Origin of the sequence: Stappia stellulata, from assembly GCF_020176715.1 — a bacterium.
Classification (GTDB): Bacteria; Pseudomonadota; Alphaproteobacteria; order Rhizobiales; family Stappiaceae; genus Stappia.
The window spans coordinates 166,809-183,095 of sequence record NZ_JAIVMF010000004.1 but is presented as its reverse complement, the minus strand read 5'-3'; the positions used below and the strand labels follow the sequence as shown (position 1 = coordinate 183,095).

Genomic DNA, 16,287 nt, shown 5'->3' with positions numbered 1-16,287 from the left:
AAGACCCCTTCGGCGGAGACCATGAACCCCTTGCATCTGAACGATATCCTGTCCGCCGCCCGCACCATCGCCGGCCAGCCGGTCCTGCTCAAGTTGGAAACCGCCCAGCCGACCGGCGCCTTCAAGCTGCGCGGCGCGCTCAACGCACTTGCCCACCTGCCGCCGGACGCAAAGGGCGTGACCTGCTGTTCCACCGGCAATCACGGACGCGCCGTCGCCTATGCCGCACGGGCGCGGGGTCTCAAGGCGGTCGTCTGCATGTCGGCGCTGGTGCCGCAGACCAAGGTCGACGGCATCCGCGCGCTTGGCGCCGAGGTGCGCATCATCGGCCGCAGCCAGGATGACGCGCTCGCCGAAAGCCGCCGCCTTGCCGCCGAAAACGGGCTTGTCGAGATCTCCCCCTTCGACGACGAACACGTCATCGCCGGCCAAGGCACCATCGGGCTGGAGTTGCTGCAGGACGCGCCCGAGCTCGACACCATCCTCGTGCCGCTGTCGGGCGGCGGTCTCGCCGCCGGCGTCGCGCTCGCCGCCAAGGCGATCAACCCGGCGATCCGGGTCATCGGTCTCTCGATGGACCGGGGCGCGGCGATGCATGCCTCGATCGAGGCGGGGCGCCCGGTGGAGGTGGAGGAGGTGGAAAGCCTCGCCGATTCGCTCGGCGGCGGCATCGGCCTCGACAACCGCCTCTCCTTCGCGCTGTGCCGCGACCTGCTCGACGATGTCATCCTCGTCAGCGAAGCGGAGATCTACCGGGCGATGCAGGCGCTCTATTTCGAGGAACGCTTGGTCGCCGAAGGCGCCTGCGTCGTCGGCATCGCAGCCCTCATGGCCGGCAAGCTGCCGAGGCCGAAAGGCCCGATCGCCACCATCATCACCGGCCGCAATGTCGACATGACGGTCTTCACCCGCGTCATCACGGGTCAGGACGTGACACTCGGCGACTACCGGATCGAGGGACGCTCCTATGCCGCATGACATTGTGATCGCCACCGAAGCGGAATTGCGCCGGTCCGTGCAGCTCGACGAACGCATCGTCGATGTGGTGGAAGAGGCCTTTCGGGCACTTGCGCGCGGAGACGTGGTGATGCCCCCCGTTCTCTCGATGGACCTGCCGATGGTCAACGGCGAGGTCGACGTCAAGACCGCCTATATTCCGGGCTTCGACGGCTTCGCCATCAAGGTCAGCCCAGGCTTCTTCGACAATCCAGCCCTCGGGCTTGCAAGCCTCAACGGGCTGATGATCCTGTTTTCGGCGAAGACCGGACTGGTGGAAGCCCTCTTCCTCGACAACGGCTATCTGACCGATATCCGCACGGCCGCCGCCGGTGCGGTTGCCGCCCGCCACCTCGCGCCGGAGACGGTCGACACCGTCACGGTCTTCGGCACCGGCGTTCAGGCCAGGCTCCAGGTCGCCGCCGCCCGTCTGGTGCGTCCGTTCTCGCGCGTCTTCGTCTGGGGACGCGATCCGGCAAAGGCCGAGACTTGCGCCCGCGAGATCGCGCAAGCCCATGGCGTCGAGGCCCGCGCCACCGACGATCCGGCGACGGCCGTGGCGCAAAGCCAGCTCGCGATCACCACCACCCCGGCGCGCGAGCCCGTCTTTCTGGCCGACTGGCTCCATCCGGGTCTCCACATCACCGCCATGGGGTCCGACCAGAACGGCAAGACCGAGATCGATCCGCAGGCGCTTGCCCGTGCCGATGCCTATGTCTGCGACCGGGTGAGCCAGTGCGAGAAACTCGGCGAACTGCGCAGCGCCCGGGCCGCCGGCCTGCTCCTGCAGGAAACCCCGGCCGAACTGGGCGAAGTGATCGCCGGCACCCGGCCGGGACGGCGGGCGCCTTCCGATGTCACCATTTGCGACCTCACCGGCACGGGCGCGCAGGACACGGCAATAGCGAGCCATGTCTTCGCAGTGTGCCGGGACGCCGGCACGAAAGAGCGCATCGGCACGATCATCCGCGCCTGATCCCGTCTGCGCGCGCGTCCAGGCAGACCCGCCACCCGCGCCGCGATGGACAGGCGGGGCCGGCTGGCGCTATGACCAAAGCATGATCCGCCTCGATGACCGCGACATCGCCATCCTGAAAGTGCTTGCCCGCGAAGGCCGGCTGTCGAAGGCCGATCTCGCGCGGCGCATCAACCTCAGCCCGACGCCGTGCTGGGAACGGCTGAAGCGGCTGGAGAAGGCCGGCATCATCGAGGGCTACAACGCCCGCATCGCGCTCAAGAAGACCGCACCGCATGTCACCGTCTTCGTCACGCTGGAGCTCGACAACCACAGCGCCGGTGCCTTCCAGCTGTTCGAGCAGATGGTCGAGACCCAGGACGAGATCGTTCACTGCTGGGCGCTCGGCGGCGGCTTCGATTATCTCATGCAGATCGTCACCCGCGACGTCGACACCTACCAGCGACTGATCGACCGGTTGCTCGACCGCGGTCTGGGGCTGGCGCGCTACTACACCTACATCGTCACCAAGGACGTGAAATCGTCTGGCACGCCGCCACTCGATTTCCTGCTCTCCTCCCAGGCAGACTGATCGGCCTGCGAGAGCGACCGAAAAAAGACGGATCGTCTGGCGCATGGCGCCAGTTCAGATGCATCGTCTGCACCTGCGCGCCCATTCTGTCGTCAACGACGCGACCGCCAGCAGGGAGTTCGGCGCCATGATCAAGACGGGAACGGAAACCGGCCACACCCGGCCCTCGCTTCACGACGCACGGCTGATGCGCCAGTTCGCCTATGTCGGCGGCCGCTGGATCGCCGGCGAGACAGGCGAGACCATTGCCGTGCGCAATCCGGGCGACGGCGAGCGCCTCGGCGAGGTCGCAAGCCTGACCGCCGAGCAGAGCGGCGCGGCCGTCGCCGTTGCCCATGAGGCTTTCGCGGACTGGTCGCTGACGCTTCCCCAGGAGCGCTCGGCGATCCTGCGGCGCTGGTTCGACCTCATCGTGGAACACAAGGAAGACCTCGCCCGGCTGATGACGCTGGAGCAGGGCAAGCCGATTTCCGAGGCGCGCGGCGAGATCGACTACGCCGCCTCCTTCGCCGAATTCTACGCCGAGGAAGCCAAGCGCCCGAACATCGAGAGCGTGACATCGCATCTGCCCGACGCGGAGATGGAAGTCTGGCTCGAGCCGGTCGGCGTCGCGGCGCTGGTCACGCCCTGGAACTTTCCCTGCGCGATGATCACCCGCAAGGCGGCGGCAGCCCTTGCCGCCGGCTGCACCGTGCTGATCCATCCCTCGCACGAGACCCCGTTCTCCGGACTGGCGCTCGCCGAACTCGCCGAACGCGCCGGCTTTCCCGCCGGTGTCTTCAACGTCGTCACCGGCGATGCGGCGACCGTGGTCGGCGCCTGGACCAAGGACGCCCGCGTGCGCGCCGTCTCCTTCACCGGTTCCACCGAAGTCGGCCGGCTGATCTACAGCCAGTGCGCGGCCACCGTGAAGCGCATGGTGCTGGAGCTTGGCGGACACGCGCCCTTCATCGTCTTCGCCGACGCCGATCTCGACCGCGCCGTCGACGAAGGCATCAAGGCGAAATTCGCCACCTCCGGCCAGGACTGCCTCGGCGCCAACCGCTTCTATGTCGCCCGCCCGCTCTACAAGCGCTTCTGCGAGCTCTTCGCCGAGCGCACCAGGGCGCTCAGCGTCGGAGTTGGCCTCGACGATCCCGACATCGGCCCGCTGATGAACGAACGCGCCGTCGCCAAGCAGGTGTCCCATGTCGAGGATGCCCTCAAGCACGGCGCGAAGCTTCTCGCCGGTGGCGAGCGGCATTCCGCCGGGCCGCTGTTCTTCCAGCCGACGGTTCTCGCCGATGTGCCGGACGAAGCGCTGATCATGCGCGAGGAGACCTTCGGACCGGTGGCCGCGATCACCCCCTTCGACACGGAAGACGAGGCGATCGCACGGGCCAACGACAGCGAATACGGGCTGGTCGCCTATGTCCACACCCAGGACGCGCGGCGCACCTATCGCCTGACGCGGGCGCTGACCTACGGCATGGTCGCGGTCAACCGCACGAAGGTGACCGGCGCGCCGATCCCCTTCGGCGGCATGAAACAGTCCGGCGTCGGCCGCGAGGGCGCCGCACTAGGCATGCAGGCCTTCATGGAACTCAAATACGTCTGCCGCGACTGGGCCTGAGCCAAGCCGCGGGCGCGACACACCAAGCACATGATTTCTTTACAGGATCCGGATAGCGATCCCGGGACACAAAAGGGAGACACGACATGCTGACCAACGATCAACTGGGCAAGTGGGACCGCGAGAGCTTCTTTCACCCCTCCACCCATCTGGCGCAGCATGCGCGCGGCGAAAGCCCGGCGCGCATCATCACCGGCGGCAAGGGCGTTCACATCGAGGATCGCGACGGCACCAAGCTGCTCGACGCCTTCGCCGGCCTCTACTGCGTCAACGTCGGCTACGGCCGCACGGAGATCGCCGACGCCATCGCCGCACAGGCACGGGAGCTTGCCTATTATCACGCCTATGTCGGCCACGGCACGGAAGCCTCGATCACGCTCGCCCATATGGTGCTGGAGCGGGCGCCGAAGAACATGTCGAAGGTCTATTTCGGCCTGAGCGGGTCGGATGCCAACGAGACCAACATCAAGCTGGTCTGGTACTACAACAATATCCGCGGCCTGCCGCAGAAGAAGAAGATCATCTCGCGCTGGCGCGGCTACCACGGTTCCGGCCTGATGACCGGCTCGCTGACCGGGCTTGAGCTGTTCCACAAGAAGTTCGACCTGCCGCTCTCGCAGGTGCTTCATACGGAAGCGCCCTATTATTTCCGCCGCCCCGACCTCGACATGAGCGAGGCCGATTTCGTCGCCCATTGCGTCGCCGAGCTGGAAGCGCTGATCGACCGCGAGGGCGCCGACACCATCGCCGCCTTCATCGGCGAGCCGGCGCTTGGCACCGGCGGCATCGTGCCTCCGCCCGCCGGCTACTGGGCCGCGATCCAGGAGGTGTTGAAGCGCCACGACATCCTGCTGATCGCCGATGAGGTCGTCACCGGCTTCGGCCGTCTCGGCTCCATGTTCGGCTCGGACCACTACGGCATCGAGGCCGACATCATCACCATCGCCAAGGGCCTGACCTCGGCCTATGCGCCGCTGTCCGGCTCGATCATCTCCGACAAGGTCTGGAAGGTTCTGGAACAGGGCACCGACGAGAACGGCCCGATCGGTCACGGCTGGACCTACTCGGCCCATCCGATCGGCGCAGCCGCCGGCGTCGCCAACCTCAAGCTGATCGACGACCAGAACCTCGTCGCCAATGCGGGCGAGACCGGCGCCTATTTCAACGCCCAGATGCGCGAGGCGCTGGCCGACCATCCGCATGTCGGCGACGTGCGCGGCGAGGGCCTGCTCTGCGCGGTCGAATTCGTCGACGACAAGAAAAGCCGCACCTTCTTCGACCCGTCCAAGAAGATCGGCGCGCTGGTGTCGGGCGCCCTGCTCAAGCACGGCGTCATCGGCCGGGCGATGCCCCAGGGCGACATCCTTGGCTTCGCCCCGCCGTTCTGCATCACGCGAGCCGAAGCCCTGCACGTCGTGGCCAAGACCCGCGAGGCGGTCAAAGAAGTCCTCGGCTGATCCGCGACCGCCGGACCGCACCATCGAAGAGCGCGTGAGGGCCACCCTCGCGCGCTTGAGGATGATGCAAAGGCCTCGAGCAGGCATCCTCCCGGACGCAGCGTGAGCTGCGATCCGGGATCGGAGAGGCTGGGACCCGCCCCCTGGCAACTCCATCAAACGGACAGGTTCTTGGCTCTCCGATACCGGATCGCGCTTGCGCTTGCCCGGTATGACGCGGGAGATCAGTCGCGCCCTTTGTCATCACTCTGGAGCGCGTGAGGGGCGCCCCTCGCGCGCTTTTTTTTTCAGACAAGGCGGCCCTGGCGCGCGGCGCCGTCGCTTGTGCAATTTTTGCAAAATGAAGTCCGGAATTTGCGAAAATTGATCTCTGGTTTGCCGATCTTGCAAAATCTGCCGCATCTCGCGCCGCCGCGCGTCAGGGGCCGGCGACGGGGATTTCCGCCGCGACCAAGGGGAATAACACTCAACCTCCCGTCCGGGACACCCGTCGCCAATGCCGCGCGAATCGCGTCTAATCGCGGCACCTCGCACCCAGGGACCCGCGCTCCGTGCCATCCACGCCTCCTGCCAACGACCCGAGCGCGCTTGCCGCCTTCCTGGAGGCCGCGAGATCGCGCATCGGAGCCGGACAGGTCGCAGCCGGCGACGCTATTGGCGCGGAATGGACCTCCGCCACTCTCCCCTGGACGGCCCGGCCGCTGGCGGTGCTGTCGCCCGAAACCGCCGACGCGGTGCCGGCGCTTCTGGCGCTCGCCGCACACCACGGCGTGGCCGTGCACCCGGTCAGTCGCGGCCGCAGCTGGGGGCTCGGCTCGCGCCTGCCGCCGCGCGATGCCGCGATCCTCGATCTCTCCGGGCTCGACCGCATCCTTGATGTCGACATGGCGCGCGGCACGGCGCGCATCGAGCCCGGCGTCACCTTCGAGGCGCTGCAGGCCCGGCTGAAGGCAGAGGGTCTGGCCTTTCACCTTCCCTCCTTCGGCGGACCGCGCGACGCCAGCGTGCTCGCCAATGCGCTGGAGCGCGGCGAAGGCGCCGGACCGCTGGGCGACCGCTTCGCATCACTTTGGGATCTCGACGTGGCGCTTGCGACCGGCGAGCGGTTTCGCACCGGCCACGCGCGCTTCGCACAAGAGCCGCTCTCCGCCCGCCATGCCCGTCCCGCCGGCCCGCTGGTCGAAGGGCTGTTCAGCCAGTCCGGCCTCGGCGTCATGCTGTCGGGCCGCATCGCGCTGCAGCCGACCCTTGCCCATGCCAACATGATCCTCGCCGACATCGGCACGAAAGACGGCCTCGATGCGGCCCTTGCGACGCTGACCCGGCTGATCCACGCCGGCCTCGTCGCGCCCCACGCGGCGGCGATCTGGAACGGCGCGAAACGCGTCTCCTCGCTCGTCGGCCGCCACCATGGCGACGCCGGCGCACTCGCCACGAAACCGGACGACTGGGCGCTTTCGGTGGTCGTCACCGCCGCCCATCCCGACCTGCTGCAACTGAGCGTCAGGATCGTCACCAGCGAACTGGCCAAGGTCTGCCGCGACATCCAGGTTCAAAGCGACCGCGACGCCGACGGCCGGCGGCTGGAAACGCCGATCACCGGCTTCAGCGACGGCAACAACGTGATGAGCGCCTATTGGGGCAAGGCGGAGCGGCCCGAGGTGCCGGGCAATCCGGATCTCGACGGCTGCGGTTTCCTGTGGGTCTGTCCGGCGCTTCCGCTGGAGGGCCAGGCGGTGCGCGCGCTCGCCGACCTGCTGGAAACGGTCGCCGCCGGAACGCCGCTTTATCCGGCACTCGGCCTGCAGGCGGTGACCGCACGCGCCCTGCACGGCTATGTCTCGCTCGCCTGGGACCGCTCAACGCCCGGCGCCGACGCGGCCGCGATGACCGCCCATGACGCGCTCATAAGGGGCTGTCATGCGCTTGGCTTTGCGCCCTATCGGCTCGGTCTTGCGGATGCGGATGCGCTCGACGAGATCGCCACCGCCGACGACGACTGGCCGGCCGTTCTCACCCGTCTGCGCGCAGCCCTTGACCCGTCCGGGACGCTCTCGCCCGGCCGTCTGAGAGGTCTCAGGCGCGACTGAGGCACGGTCTTTCCAGATCGAGCATTCGCGTATCCCCAACGCAAAAAGGGCCGACATTGCCGGCCCTTTTGACTGTGTCTTGAAAGCGGCTGCGCGGGTCGCTCAGTGTGTGCCGGCGGCGGCCAGGCGCATCGTCGCGGCGGCCGAGATGAAGGCGCTGAGCATTGCCGCCTGCGGGGCGAAGCCACCGCGTACCGCATCCAGGAAGGAGGCCCGCGCCACCTTCAACGCGGTCTCCGCGCCCGGCGCGCCCTCGGCCGCGTTCATCTTGATCGCGACCACCCGGTCGAAGGCGGCCTGCGCGTCGCCGGTCTCGTCCATCGCCTTGCAGAAGACGTCCATCACCAGCACCATTTCCGCTTCCGAGATGGAGGCATCCATGGCGCCGTCGAAATCCTGACCGAGCGCCAGCCGCGCGGTGGTCGCCTCTTCGGCCTTGACGCCGAGGAGCGCGGCCTCGCCCGCCGACCAGCCGGCCAGCGATGCGCCGCCGGCGGCCAGGCCGGTGACGATGTCCTTCACCTTTGAAACGGATTCCTTGCCCATGCTCATGTTCATTCACTCCTGAAACCGGAAAGTCTTCAATTGGGTGTCAGGCCGCATGACGCGGCCCGCGCGTTTCCGCGATCACCAGTGATGGAAGAAATGCTTCACCGCATGGCCGACCTTGTGGGCGGCATGGCTGACGGTGTGTTCCACCGCATGCGCCTCGTGGCTGACCGCATGGCCAACCTCATGCGCCGCATGGCTGATGTCGTGACCGGCCTCGGACGCCGCATGGGCAACCGCCCCGCCAAAGGAATGCTCCAGGAAGTGGAAGGCGTTCTCGAAGGGACGCGTATCGATCGAGATGTGGAAGTCGAAGTGGATGCCGAGACCGGCCGCCAGATCGCCGCCGAGACCGAAATTGATATGGTGATGCGAAATGCCTGCATGTGCCTCGCCGCCAACACCGACCTCGCCCGCGTCGACACCGCCGGACCCGCCGCCCGACCCGACGCCGTGAACCGACGCGCTGCCGCCGGCATGAGCTTCCGCACCGGCGCCCGCCATCGCGTTGCCGGATCCGCCCGCCCCGTAGGAGCCATGACCGTGCTGGATGTCGCCCGAGCCGCTGGCGCTGGCGCCGGCCGTCGCAGATCCGCCGGCGCTCTCGCCGGCCGAAACGCCATGCGTGCCGACCGACGCGCTGGCATCGCCGGAAACACCGGCAGAGGCGCCGGCGGAGGCCGAAGCGCCCGTATCGGAACTGTTGGAATGGGCCGAGCCGGAGACGCCGGCCCCGGCCTGCGCCTCACCGGACGCACCCGCGCTGACCGGACCGGAATGCGCATGAACCTCGCCCGAAGCGCTGGCGCCGGCCCCCGCCGCACCCGACACGCTTCCGTGGCCGGCATGACCGGAGACGCCGTCGCCGGCATGGGCGCTGCCGGAGGCGCCGAGATTGCTGTCGCCCGTCGAGCCGGAGGCTCCGGCATGAACGCCAAGGTCGGGATCGCTCCACCCGCCGTCGTCAGTCGAAAACACGCGCGTGCCGCCGGACACCCCGTCCAGGGTCTCCAGCGGAATGGCATCATCGAGCTTGTCGAACTTGTTGCGAATTTCCCTGTTCATCCCGCCACCTCTGGTTTGTTGATTGCGGAGTGAACCCTAGGGAACAGAGATTGCCATTATTCTAATTTTTCCGGAAAATTCTTTTATTATATCAAAGGGTAAACAGTTTTATAATATGAATGAGCGCGTTTGAGCGAACGATGTCTCCAAAAGAGCATCGCGATAACTTGAAGGCCGCGACAAAAGACAATGAGTCGAGGGGGCTGCTGCCGATCTTCGGTCAGGCCCGGCCCGGGTCGTCACGCCGCGTCCTGTGCCTCGATCATCTGCGAGAACAGGCCGTTTCCGGCGACCAGCTCGCGGTAGGCGCCGCATTCCACGAAGCGGCCCTGGTCAAGCACCAGGATCCGGTCGCAGGCGGCAAGCGTCTCGAGCCGATGCGCGACGCTGATCACGGTCGCATCCATCTCGTCGATGGCCCAGGCGACATGCTCCTGCAGGGCGGGATCGAGCGCGCTGGTCGCCTCGTCGAGAATGAGGATCTTCGGACGGCCGGCAAAGGCGCGCGCCAGCAGGATGCGCTGCACCTGGCCGCCGGAAAAGCCGCATTCGGTGTCGCCGACCGGAGTGCCCAGGCCGAGCGGCAGCGCCTCGATGTCGGCCTCCAGGCCGGCCTTGCGCGCGGCCTCCCGGGCCTCCGCCGGGGTGATTGGCGCGCCGGCCGCGATATTGTCGAACAGGGTTCCGGGAAACAGCTTCCCGCCCTGGCCGACAATGCCGATCTGGCGGCGCAGCAGCCGGTCGTCGAGCCGGTCGAGATCGATCCCGTCGAAGGTGACCGACCCGGCCTCGCGCGGGATCAGCCCGAGCAGCGCCTTGATCAGTGTCGACTTGCCCGCGCCCGACGGTCCGGCGATGCCGATGTGCTCGCCCGCTTCGACGCGAAAGCTCACGCCCTCCAGCGCCGCCGGCGCGCCGGCACGGTGCCGGCAAGTGAGATCGCAGGCTTCGATGGCGCCGCCAAGCTGCGGCGGCGTCCAGCCGTCGATCGCCGGGCGCGGAACGCCGTCGAGCAGCGGCTTGATCATACGAAACTGAAGGCCCAGCATCGTTGCCTGACCGAAGGCGCCGAGCACGGCCGACACCGCGCCGGCGATGCTGCCGGCGGCAACGACGAGCGAGATCGGCGCCCCGCCGGCGACGACACCACCGGCAAGCGCCAGCGCGACAATGGCCGACAACACCAGAGAGCCTTCCACCGCCTCTTCCAGCGCGGAAGAGGCAGCCCCGACCCGGTCGGCTTTCAGGAAGCGGTGACGCAGCGATAAAAATCCGTCGGTCCAGCGGCTGAACACCCGGCCTTCGGACGCGGTGGCGCGCACCGTGTCGATCATGGTCAGCGCCTCATAGGCGGTGCTCATCCAGCTTTGCGGGGCGGCCAGACCGCTCAGAAGCGCCTGCACCCGGCGGCGGGCGATCAGCGCACCGGCCAGAATGACGATGGCGACCACGCCACCGATGACCACAGCGCCGATGGCCGAGGTTGCGGCAACGACCGCGATATTGGGAAGCGCGACGAGAAGCGCCGCGACGACGGAAAGCCCCATGCCCCACACACCCCGATGCCAGCGTTCCACAGAGCGGGTGGAAAGTGCTGCGATGGGTGCCGGCGGCAAGTCGCCGGCGCTCGCGGCCGTGGCATCGGCGATGCGGATCGCGCGGTCGATGGCCGCCGCGCGCAGGAAGAAGCCGATGCGCCCGTCAAGCCGAAGCTTTGCGATGCCGGCGGCAAAGCGTGTCAGGAGGTTGGCGCCGAAGAGGACGACGAAGAACGCCAGCATATTGGCGAGCAGGCCGAAATCGCCTTCCGGCACGACGGTTTCAAACAGCGGCCCGGTGACGAGCGGCAGCGTTGCCACGGCCATGCCGGCCAGCAGCGTGAAGGCGAAGAAGGCAGCGAGATCGCCGCGCGCCTGCGGCAGGCCGAAGCGCAGCAGCGCCCTGCCGGTCAGCCGTGTGTCGGGAAGGGCCGGCAGAAGCAGAAAGGCGGTTTCCTCGAAGTCGTCGAGCGGCAGTCGGCGCGCGGGTCCCGGTTTCCAGCGGCTTCCCGCATCCGCGACCCGCCAGCGCGGCCCGTCGCGCGTCAGCAGCACCGCTTCGGCGGGTGCGTCCGCATCGGTATCCTCCCTCGCCGGCTTGCGGAGCGCGAGGATCGGCACCGGGCTTTCGCCGATGCTCTGGTCGCTGAGCCGAACCTGGCGCACCTGAAGGCCGGCGGCGCGCGCCAGCCGCTCGATGGAGGCTGCCGCCGGCTCGCCCGGCACCAGCGCGCTGCCCGGCACAAGCTTCGACTGCGCCGCGTCAGCAGCCGCATGCAGCGCGTCGACCAGCACCGGTGTCGGCGTCGCCATTGCCGGGCGCGGCTCGGTCAGCAGCGTCTCGATGCGCTCGGCCGAGCGCAGGAAGAAATCGTTTCCCATCTGCCCGCTCATGCGACCGCCCTCCCCGCGTCACGCGGCTGCATGGGCTGCGCCTCCGCGGACCCGTCTTCGACAGTGGCGCGCAGCGAAACACCGCCCGCGCCGTCCAGATGAAGCACGCGGTCGCAACGCCGGATCGACCCCGGACGGTGCGACACGAGAAGCACCGCCGCGCCCGAGCGCCTGAGACCGTCGAGCACGCGCTGCTCGCTCAAGGCATCGAGCGCGGATGTCGTCTCGTCCAGCACCAACACCTGCGGCCGGCGGGCGAGCGCACGGGCAAGCGCCAGCCGCTGGATCTCGCCGCCGCTCAAGCCGGGACGGTCGGCGGACAGCATCGCCGTAAGGCCACCGGCGCGCGCAACCATCTCCTGCGCGCCGGCAAGCTCGAGTGCTGCGTCGATGGCATCCTGCGCGATGGTCTCGTCCCACATGGTGATGTTGTCGCGAATGGTGCCGCTCATCACCGCGCTAGCCTGCGGCACATATTGCAGGCGCCGGCGCAGGCTCTCGTGCGGCCAGTCGCCGAGCGGACGGCCCTCAAACAGCACCCGTCCGGCGCGCGGCGCGACAAGGCCGGCCGCCAGACGGGCGAGCGTCGACTTGCCGGCGCCGGAAACGCCGGTGATCGCGGTCAGTTCATTCGCCGAAAACGCCAGATCCACACCGGAAAACAGATCCGCGCCCGTGCCAAAGCCAAACGAGAGCGCCTCGAGGCGCAGCAGCGGCGCGGCCGCATCGGCCGTGTTTGCCGGATAGGCCGCGCCGCGGTTGATCTGGGGATCGGCGGCATGGTCGATCAGGTCGTCGAGGCGCATCAGCGCGCCGGCGGATTCCTGAAGCGCGCAATAGTGGGAGGCAATGGCGGCAATCGGCGCGGCAACGAGGCCGGCAAGCACCTGCAGCGCCAGAAGACCGCCCAGCGCCAGATCGCCCTGCATCACCCGAAAAGCGCCGGCGCCGAGCACGCACATGCTGATCAGGAGCATCGCCGCCGCCGGGCCGAGATTGACCGCCGCGCGGATGCGTCCGAGCCGCTGCTCGGCATCGAGCGCGGCTTCCTCCGCCGTCAGCCAGCGCGAGGCGAACAGCGCTTCGCGGCCCAGCAGCCGGAAGGCATCGAAGGCCATGAAACCGGCGGTTGCCACGCCGCTTGCCGCCCCTTCCAGCACGTTTTGCAGCCGCGTCGCCTCGCTCAGGCGTTCCGACAGGCGGATCAGCACGACGAGATTGGCGAGCGCAATTGCCGTGACGATGCCGCCGAGCACCGCGTCATAGAGCCAGATGATCGCCAGATAGCCGCCGGCGACGGCGATGTTGGGCAGCATCTGCGCCAGCGGGCCTGCGACGGTGCCGCCGATCTCGGAGCCGATGCGCAGCCGCGAGACCACCTCGCCGGCATTGCGCTGCGCGAAGAAGGACAGCGGCAGGAACAGCACATGCTCGAAGGCGCGCGCCGCCACGACAACGCCGATCTTGGATTTCAGCGCGGCGACCGTCCATTCGCGCAGCGCGCCGAGCGCGACCTGCACCAGAAGCGTCGCGGCGAGCGCGACAAGGATGAAGATCAGCCAGTCGCGGCGGCCCTGCGCCACCACATAGTCGGAATAGGTCTGGATCGCACCCGCCAGAACCAGCCCCGGAATGATCCCGACCACGCCGCAGACGAAGACGATGGCCATCGCGTCCCAGGAGCCGGCCGCCTGGCGCAGCAGCGCCGGAAGTGCCATCGGGCGACGGCCACCGGCCTTGAAGCTCTCGCCCGGCACCATGACGAGCACCAGACCGGTCAGCGCCTTGCCGAGCTTCGCGCGGGTGACGACCCGCCGGCCGACCGCCGGATCGAGCAGCACGAAGCGGTCGCCCTTCACGGCTTCCAGCACCACGAAATGATTGAAGTTCCAGTGCAGGATCGCGGGAAGCGGCAGTTCCGCCAGATCCTCCGGCTCGCGCCGCACCGCCTTGACCTTGAGGCCATAGCTTTCGCCGGCGCGGGCAAGGGCTGCCGCATCCACCCCGTCGCGGGAGGTGCCGCAGCGCTCGCGCGCGTCCTCCAGCACGATTTCCCGGCCGTGGGCGCTCAACACCATGGCGAGACAGGCGGCGCCGCATTCCGCCGCCTCCATCTGCAGGATGGTGCGCGCCCGCCGGGACCCGAAACCCGTCATGGACGGCCCGTCCAGTCGTCGGCCTCAAGATGCAGGAAGCGCTTGAGCGCGGGCACGGCAAGCGCCAGCAGCGGACGGCGTTCCACCGTCACGTCGGCGCTGAGCGGCGTGCCCGGCGACAGGGTCACGCCGGGGGGCGGCGCGCCGGTCCAGGCGTAGCCGGTGCTCCCTTCCGTCTTGCGCTCCATCGCCAGCCGCACCTCGAAGGTCGGCCCGCCGGCGGAGATCTTTTCCGCCAGCGTGTCGTCGCCAAGCGCGAACTGAAGCGCCTGCGAGGAGGCGGGAACCTCCGAGATCGAGATCACGCGGGCGATCAGACGGTCGTGCCGGTCGAGCGGCAGATCCGCAGGCGTCAGCAGCGCGCGGTCGTCCGGCGACAGCCGCTTGCCCTGCGACAGCGGCACGAAGACCACCGCCTCCAGCGCGTCGGGATCGGCACCGGACGTGCCGTCGACCAGGATTTCCAGCAGCGGCTGACCGGGGGCGGCGAGTGCGCCGAGGCGCGTGTTGATGGCGATGACGCGGCCGGGCGCATCGGCGGTGACGGTCGAACCGGCCTCGAGATCGGCGCGGATTTCCGCGACCTCGGCCTGCAGCCGCTCCAGTTCGAGCCGGGTGGACAGGGCCGCACGCTCGCGCTCGGAGGCTGCCTCCTCTCGGGCAACGTCGAGCGCGACCTGTGCGGCACGGGCGGCCGCCAGATCGTCTTCCGCGACATCGGCGGCGATGCGCGCGTTGGACACCGCCTCCAGCGAGACGATCCCGTCGGCATGGAGCTTTTCAAGGGTGGCGCGGCGCTCGTCGAGCCATCTCTTCTTGGAGGACAGCGCCTCGATCCGCTCGCCGAGCGCGATCAGCTGGCGCGCGTGGCTGCGGCTTTCGGCTTCGGCATCTTCGGCCCGCAGGGTTTCGCTGCGCTCCGCATTGCGGCTCAGCACCTCCAGGATGCGCTCCGCCTTCTTCAAGGCGGCCATGCGTTCAGGCTGGGAGAGCCGCAGGAGCACGTCGCCGGCGGCAACCGTATCGCCGCGCTTCACCAGCACCTCGGCGACATAACCGGAAGACGCCGCGCGCACCGGCGAGATCAGCGTCTCGCCGGACCGCGCCAAAACGCCGTGGCCGGTGACATGGATCGGCACGTCGACGAAGGCGCTCCAGGTGACGACGCCGGCAAGTGCGGTGGCAAGGGCCGCGGCACTCAGCCGCGTCACCGCGGTGGAGACGCGCATCGTGCGCTGCGTCTCGTCCACCCGGGTCGCCGCGTCGAGCGCCTCCTGCCTGAAAAACGATTTCGCCATGACCACTCCCCTTGAAAGGCGAGTGTCCGACAGCGAGGCTCAAGTTCGGTTAATCCGGGAAAGGCGAGCGGGATCAATCGCCCCGCTTGGTTACCGTTGCGTGAATTCCGCCCGCCCCGCCCGGTGTCAGAGCCGCAACCCGCAGGCCTCGAAGGCGGCCTTCGTCGCGGCCTTTTCGTCCTCGGTCAGTTGCAGCAGCGGCGGGCGCACCGGGCCGCCGACCTGGCCGAGCAGCTCCTGCCAGAATTTCTGGTGCGCCTGCGGCTTGCCGCCCGGACGCGTGCCCTTCAGCGCCTTGCGCACGGGATCGAGGCTCTTGCTGATCTCGCGCGCCCGCGCCGCGTCGCCGGCAAAGGCCGCCTGCGTGTAGTCATGCATGCGCCGGTCGTTTGCCGTTTGCAGCAGATAGGGGGGCGAGGAACACAGATAGAGCTGCCAGCCGAGCTCGAGGATGTTGTCGAGCCATTCCTCTTCCGAGGCCGTCGACACCAGGATTGTGTCGCCGACCATTTCGGTCAGCTTCGTGTACATCGGCCGGGGCACGGAATATTTGATCGCGACGATATTGGGCAGCTCGGCGACGCGGGCGCAGAGCTCCGGGCTCATCAGATAGCCGGAATCCGGATGGCTCCACATGGCGATGCCGATGTTCACGCTCTCGCAAATCGCCTTGTAGTACTGATAGACGGTCTCGTCGGGATCGGTGACGAAATGCAGCATCGGCGCATGCACGACGATATAGTCGGCACCGACGGCCTCGGCGTGTTTCGCCAGGTCGATCACCGTGTCGAAGTTTTGGTCGGAACACGACATGATAGTGCCGGCCCGGTCCCCGGTCTCTTCCACCGCGATCTCGAAGTTGCGCTTGCGCTCGTCGAGCGACATGGAAAAAAACTCGCCCTGCTTGCCGGCGATGAACAGCCCGGCAATGCCGAGATCGTCGACCCAGTGGCGGATGTTGGCGCGCAGGCCCTCCTCGTTCAGGCTGAAGTCGGGACGGAAGGGATTGAGCGCTGCCGCCCAGATGCCCTTCATGTTGGCACGGGCGTAGGCCTTGGCGTCCAGTCTGCTGTAGTTCATCGCTT

12 protein-coding genes are annotated in these 16,287 nt (G+C 68.2%); 6 read left to right on the top strand and 6 right to left on the bottom strand.

What is annotated here, in order from left to right; translation table 11 throughout:
* Nucleotides 1-21 precede the first annotated feature (21 nt).
* From eutB to LC092_RS07175, 6 genes are all read left to right on the top strand, one after another.
* Nucleotides 22-978: a hydroxyectoine utilization dehydratase EutB gene (gene eutB, locus LC092_RS07200; RefSeq protein WP_224805773.1), complete on the top strand. Its 957-nt coding sequence runs from the start codon at nt 22-24 to the stop codon at nt 976-978.
* Complete coding sequence (locus LC092_RS07195) at nt 968-1,972, top strand: cyclodeaminase (RefSeq protein ID WP_224805772.1); 1,005 nt, start codon at nt 968-970, stop codon at nt 1,970-1,972. The genes eutB and LC092_RS07195 overlap by 11 nt, the downstream gene beginning before the upstream one ends.
* Nucleotides 1,973-2,054: 82 nt before the next feature.
* Nucleotides 2,055-2,543, top strand: coding sequence for an Lrp/AsnC family transcriptional regulator (locus LC092_RS07190; protein WP_224805771.1), 489 nt, complete (start codon nt 2,055-2,057; stop codon nt 2,541-2,543).
* 127 nt (nt 2,544-2,670) lie between these two features.
* The gene (locus LC092_RS07185) at nt 2,671-4,155 is read left to right on the top strand and encodes an NAD-dependent succinate-semialdehyde dehydrogenase (RefSeq protein ID WP_224805930.1); all 1,485 of its coding nucleotides are present in this window, start codon (nt 2,671-2,673) and stop codon (nt 4,153-4,155) included.
* 86 nt (nt 4,156-4,241) lie between these two features.
* Nucleotides 4,242-5,612, top strand: a complete 1,371-nt coding sequence (locus LC092_RS07180) for an aspartate aminotransferase family protein (protein WP_224805770.1) — start codon at nt 4,242-4,244, stop codon at nt 5,610-5,612.
* 551 nt (nt 5,613-6,163) lie between these two features.
* Nucleotides 6,164-7,702 carry an FAD-binding oxidoreductase gene (locus tag LC092_RS07175; protein WP_224805769.1) on the top strand — a complete coding sequence of 513 codons (1,539 nt, stop codon included), beginning with the start codon at nt 6,164-6,166 and terminating at the stop codon, nt 7,700-7,702.
* A gap of 102 nt (nt 7,703-7,804) precedes the next feature.
* Here the strand turns inward: LC092_RS07175 and LC092_RS07170 are convergent, their stop codons facing one another.
* From LC092_RS07170 to LC092_RS07145, 6 genes are all read right to left on the bottom strand, one after another.
* Complete coding sequence (locus LC092_RS07170) at nt 7,805-8,254, bottom strand: hypothetical protein (protein WP_224805768.1); 450 nt, start codon at nt 8,252-8,254, stop codon at nt 7,805-7,807.
* A 75-nt stretch (nt 8,255-8,329) separates the two neighbouring features.
* Nucleotides 8,330-9,316: a hypothetical protein gene (locus LC092_RS07165; RefSeq protein WP_224805767.1), complete on the bottom strand. Its 987-nt coding sequence runs from the start codon at nt 9,314-9,316 to the stop codon at nt 8,330-8,332.
* A gap of 239 nt (nt 9,317-9,555) precedes the next feature.
* The gene (locus LC092_RS07160) at nt 9,556-11,748 is read right to left on the bottom strand and encodes an ATP-binding cassette domain-containing protein (protein WP_224805766.1); all 2,193 of its coding nucleotides are present in this window, start codon (nt 11,746-11,748) and stop codon (nt 9,556-9,558) included.
* Entirely contained in the window at nt 11,745-13,904 is a 2,160-nt protein-coding gene (locus tag LC092_RS07155; RefSeq protein WP_224805765.1) for a cysteine peptidase family C39 domain-containing protein, read from the bottom strand. The genes LC092_RS07160 and LC092_RS07155 overlap by 4 nt, the downstream gene beginning before the upstream one ends.
* Nucleotides 13,901-15,202 (bottom strand): NHLP bacteriocin system secretion protein, encoded by a 1,302-nt coding sequence (locus LC092_RS07150; protein WP_224805764.1) that lies wholly within the window; start codon nt 15,200-15,202, stop codon nt 13,901-13,903. Before LC092_RS07150 ends, LC092_RS07155 begins: the two co-directional genes overlap by 4 nt.
* Before the next feature lie 126 nt (nt 15,203-15,328).
* On the bottom strand, nt 15,329-16,282 hold the full coding sequence (locus tag LC092_RS07145) for a dihydrodipicolinate synthase family protein (protein ID WP_224805763.1): 954 nt from the start codon (nt 16,280-16,282) through the stop codon (nt 15,329-15,331).
* Between the last annotated feature and the right edge of the window lie 5 nt (nt 16,283-16,287).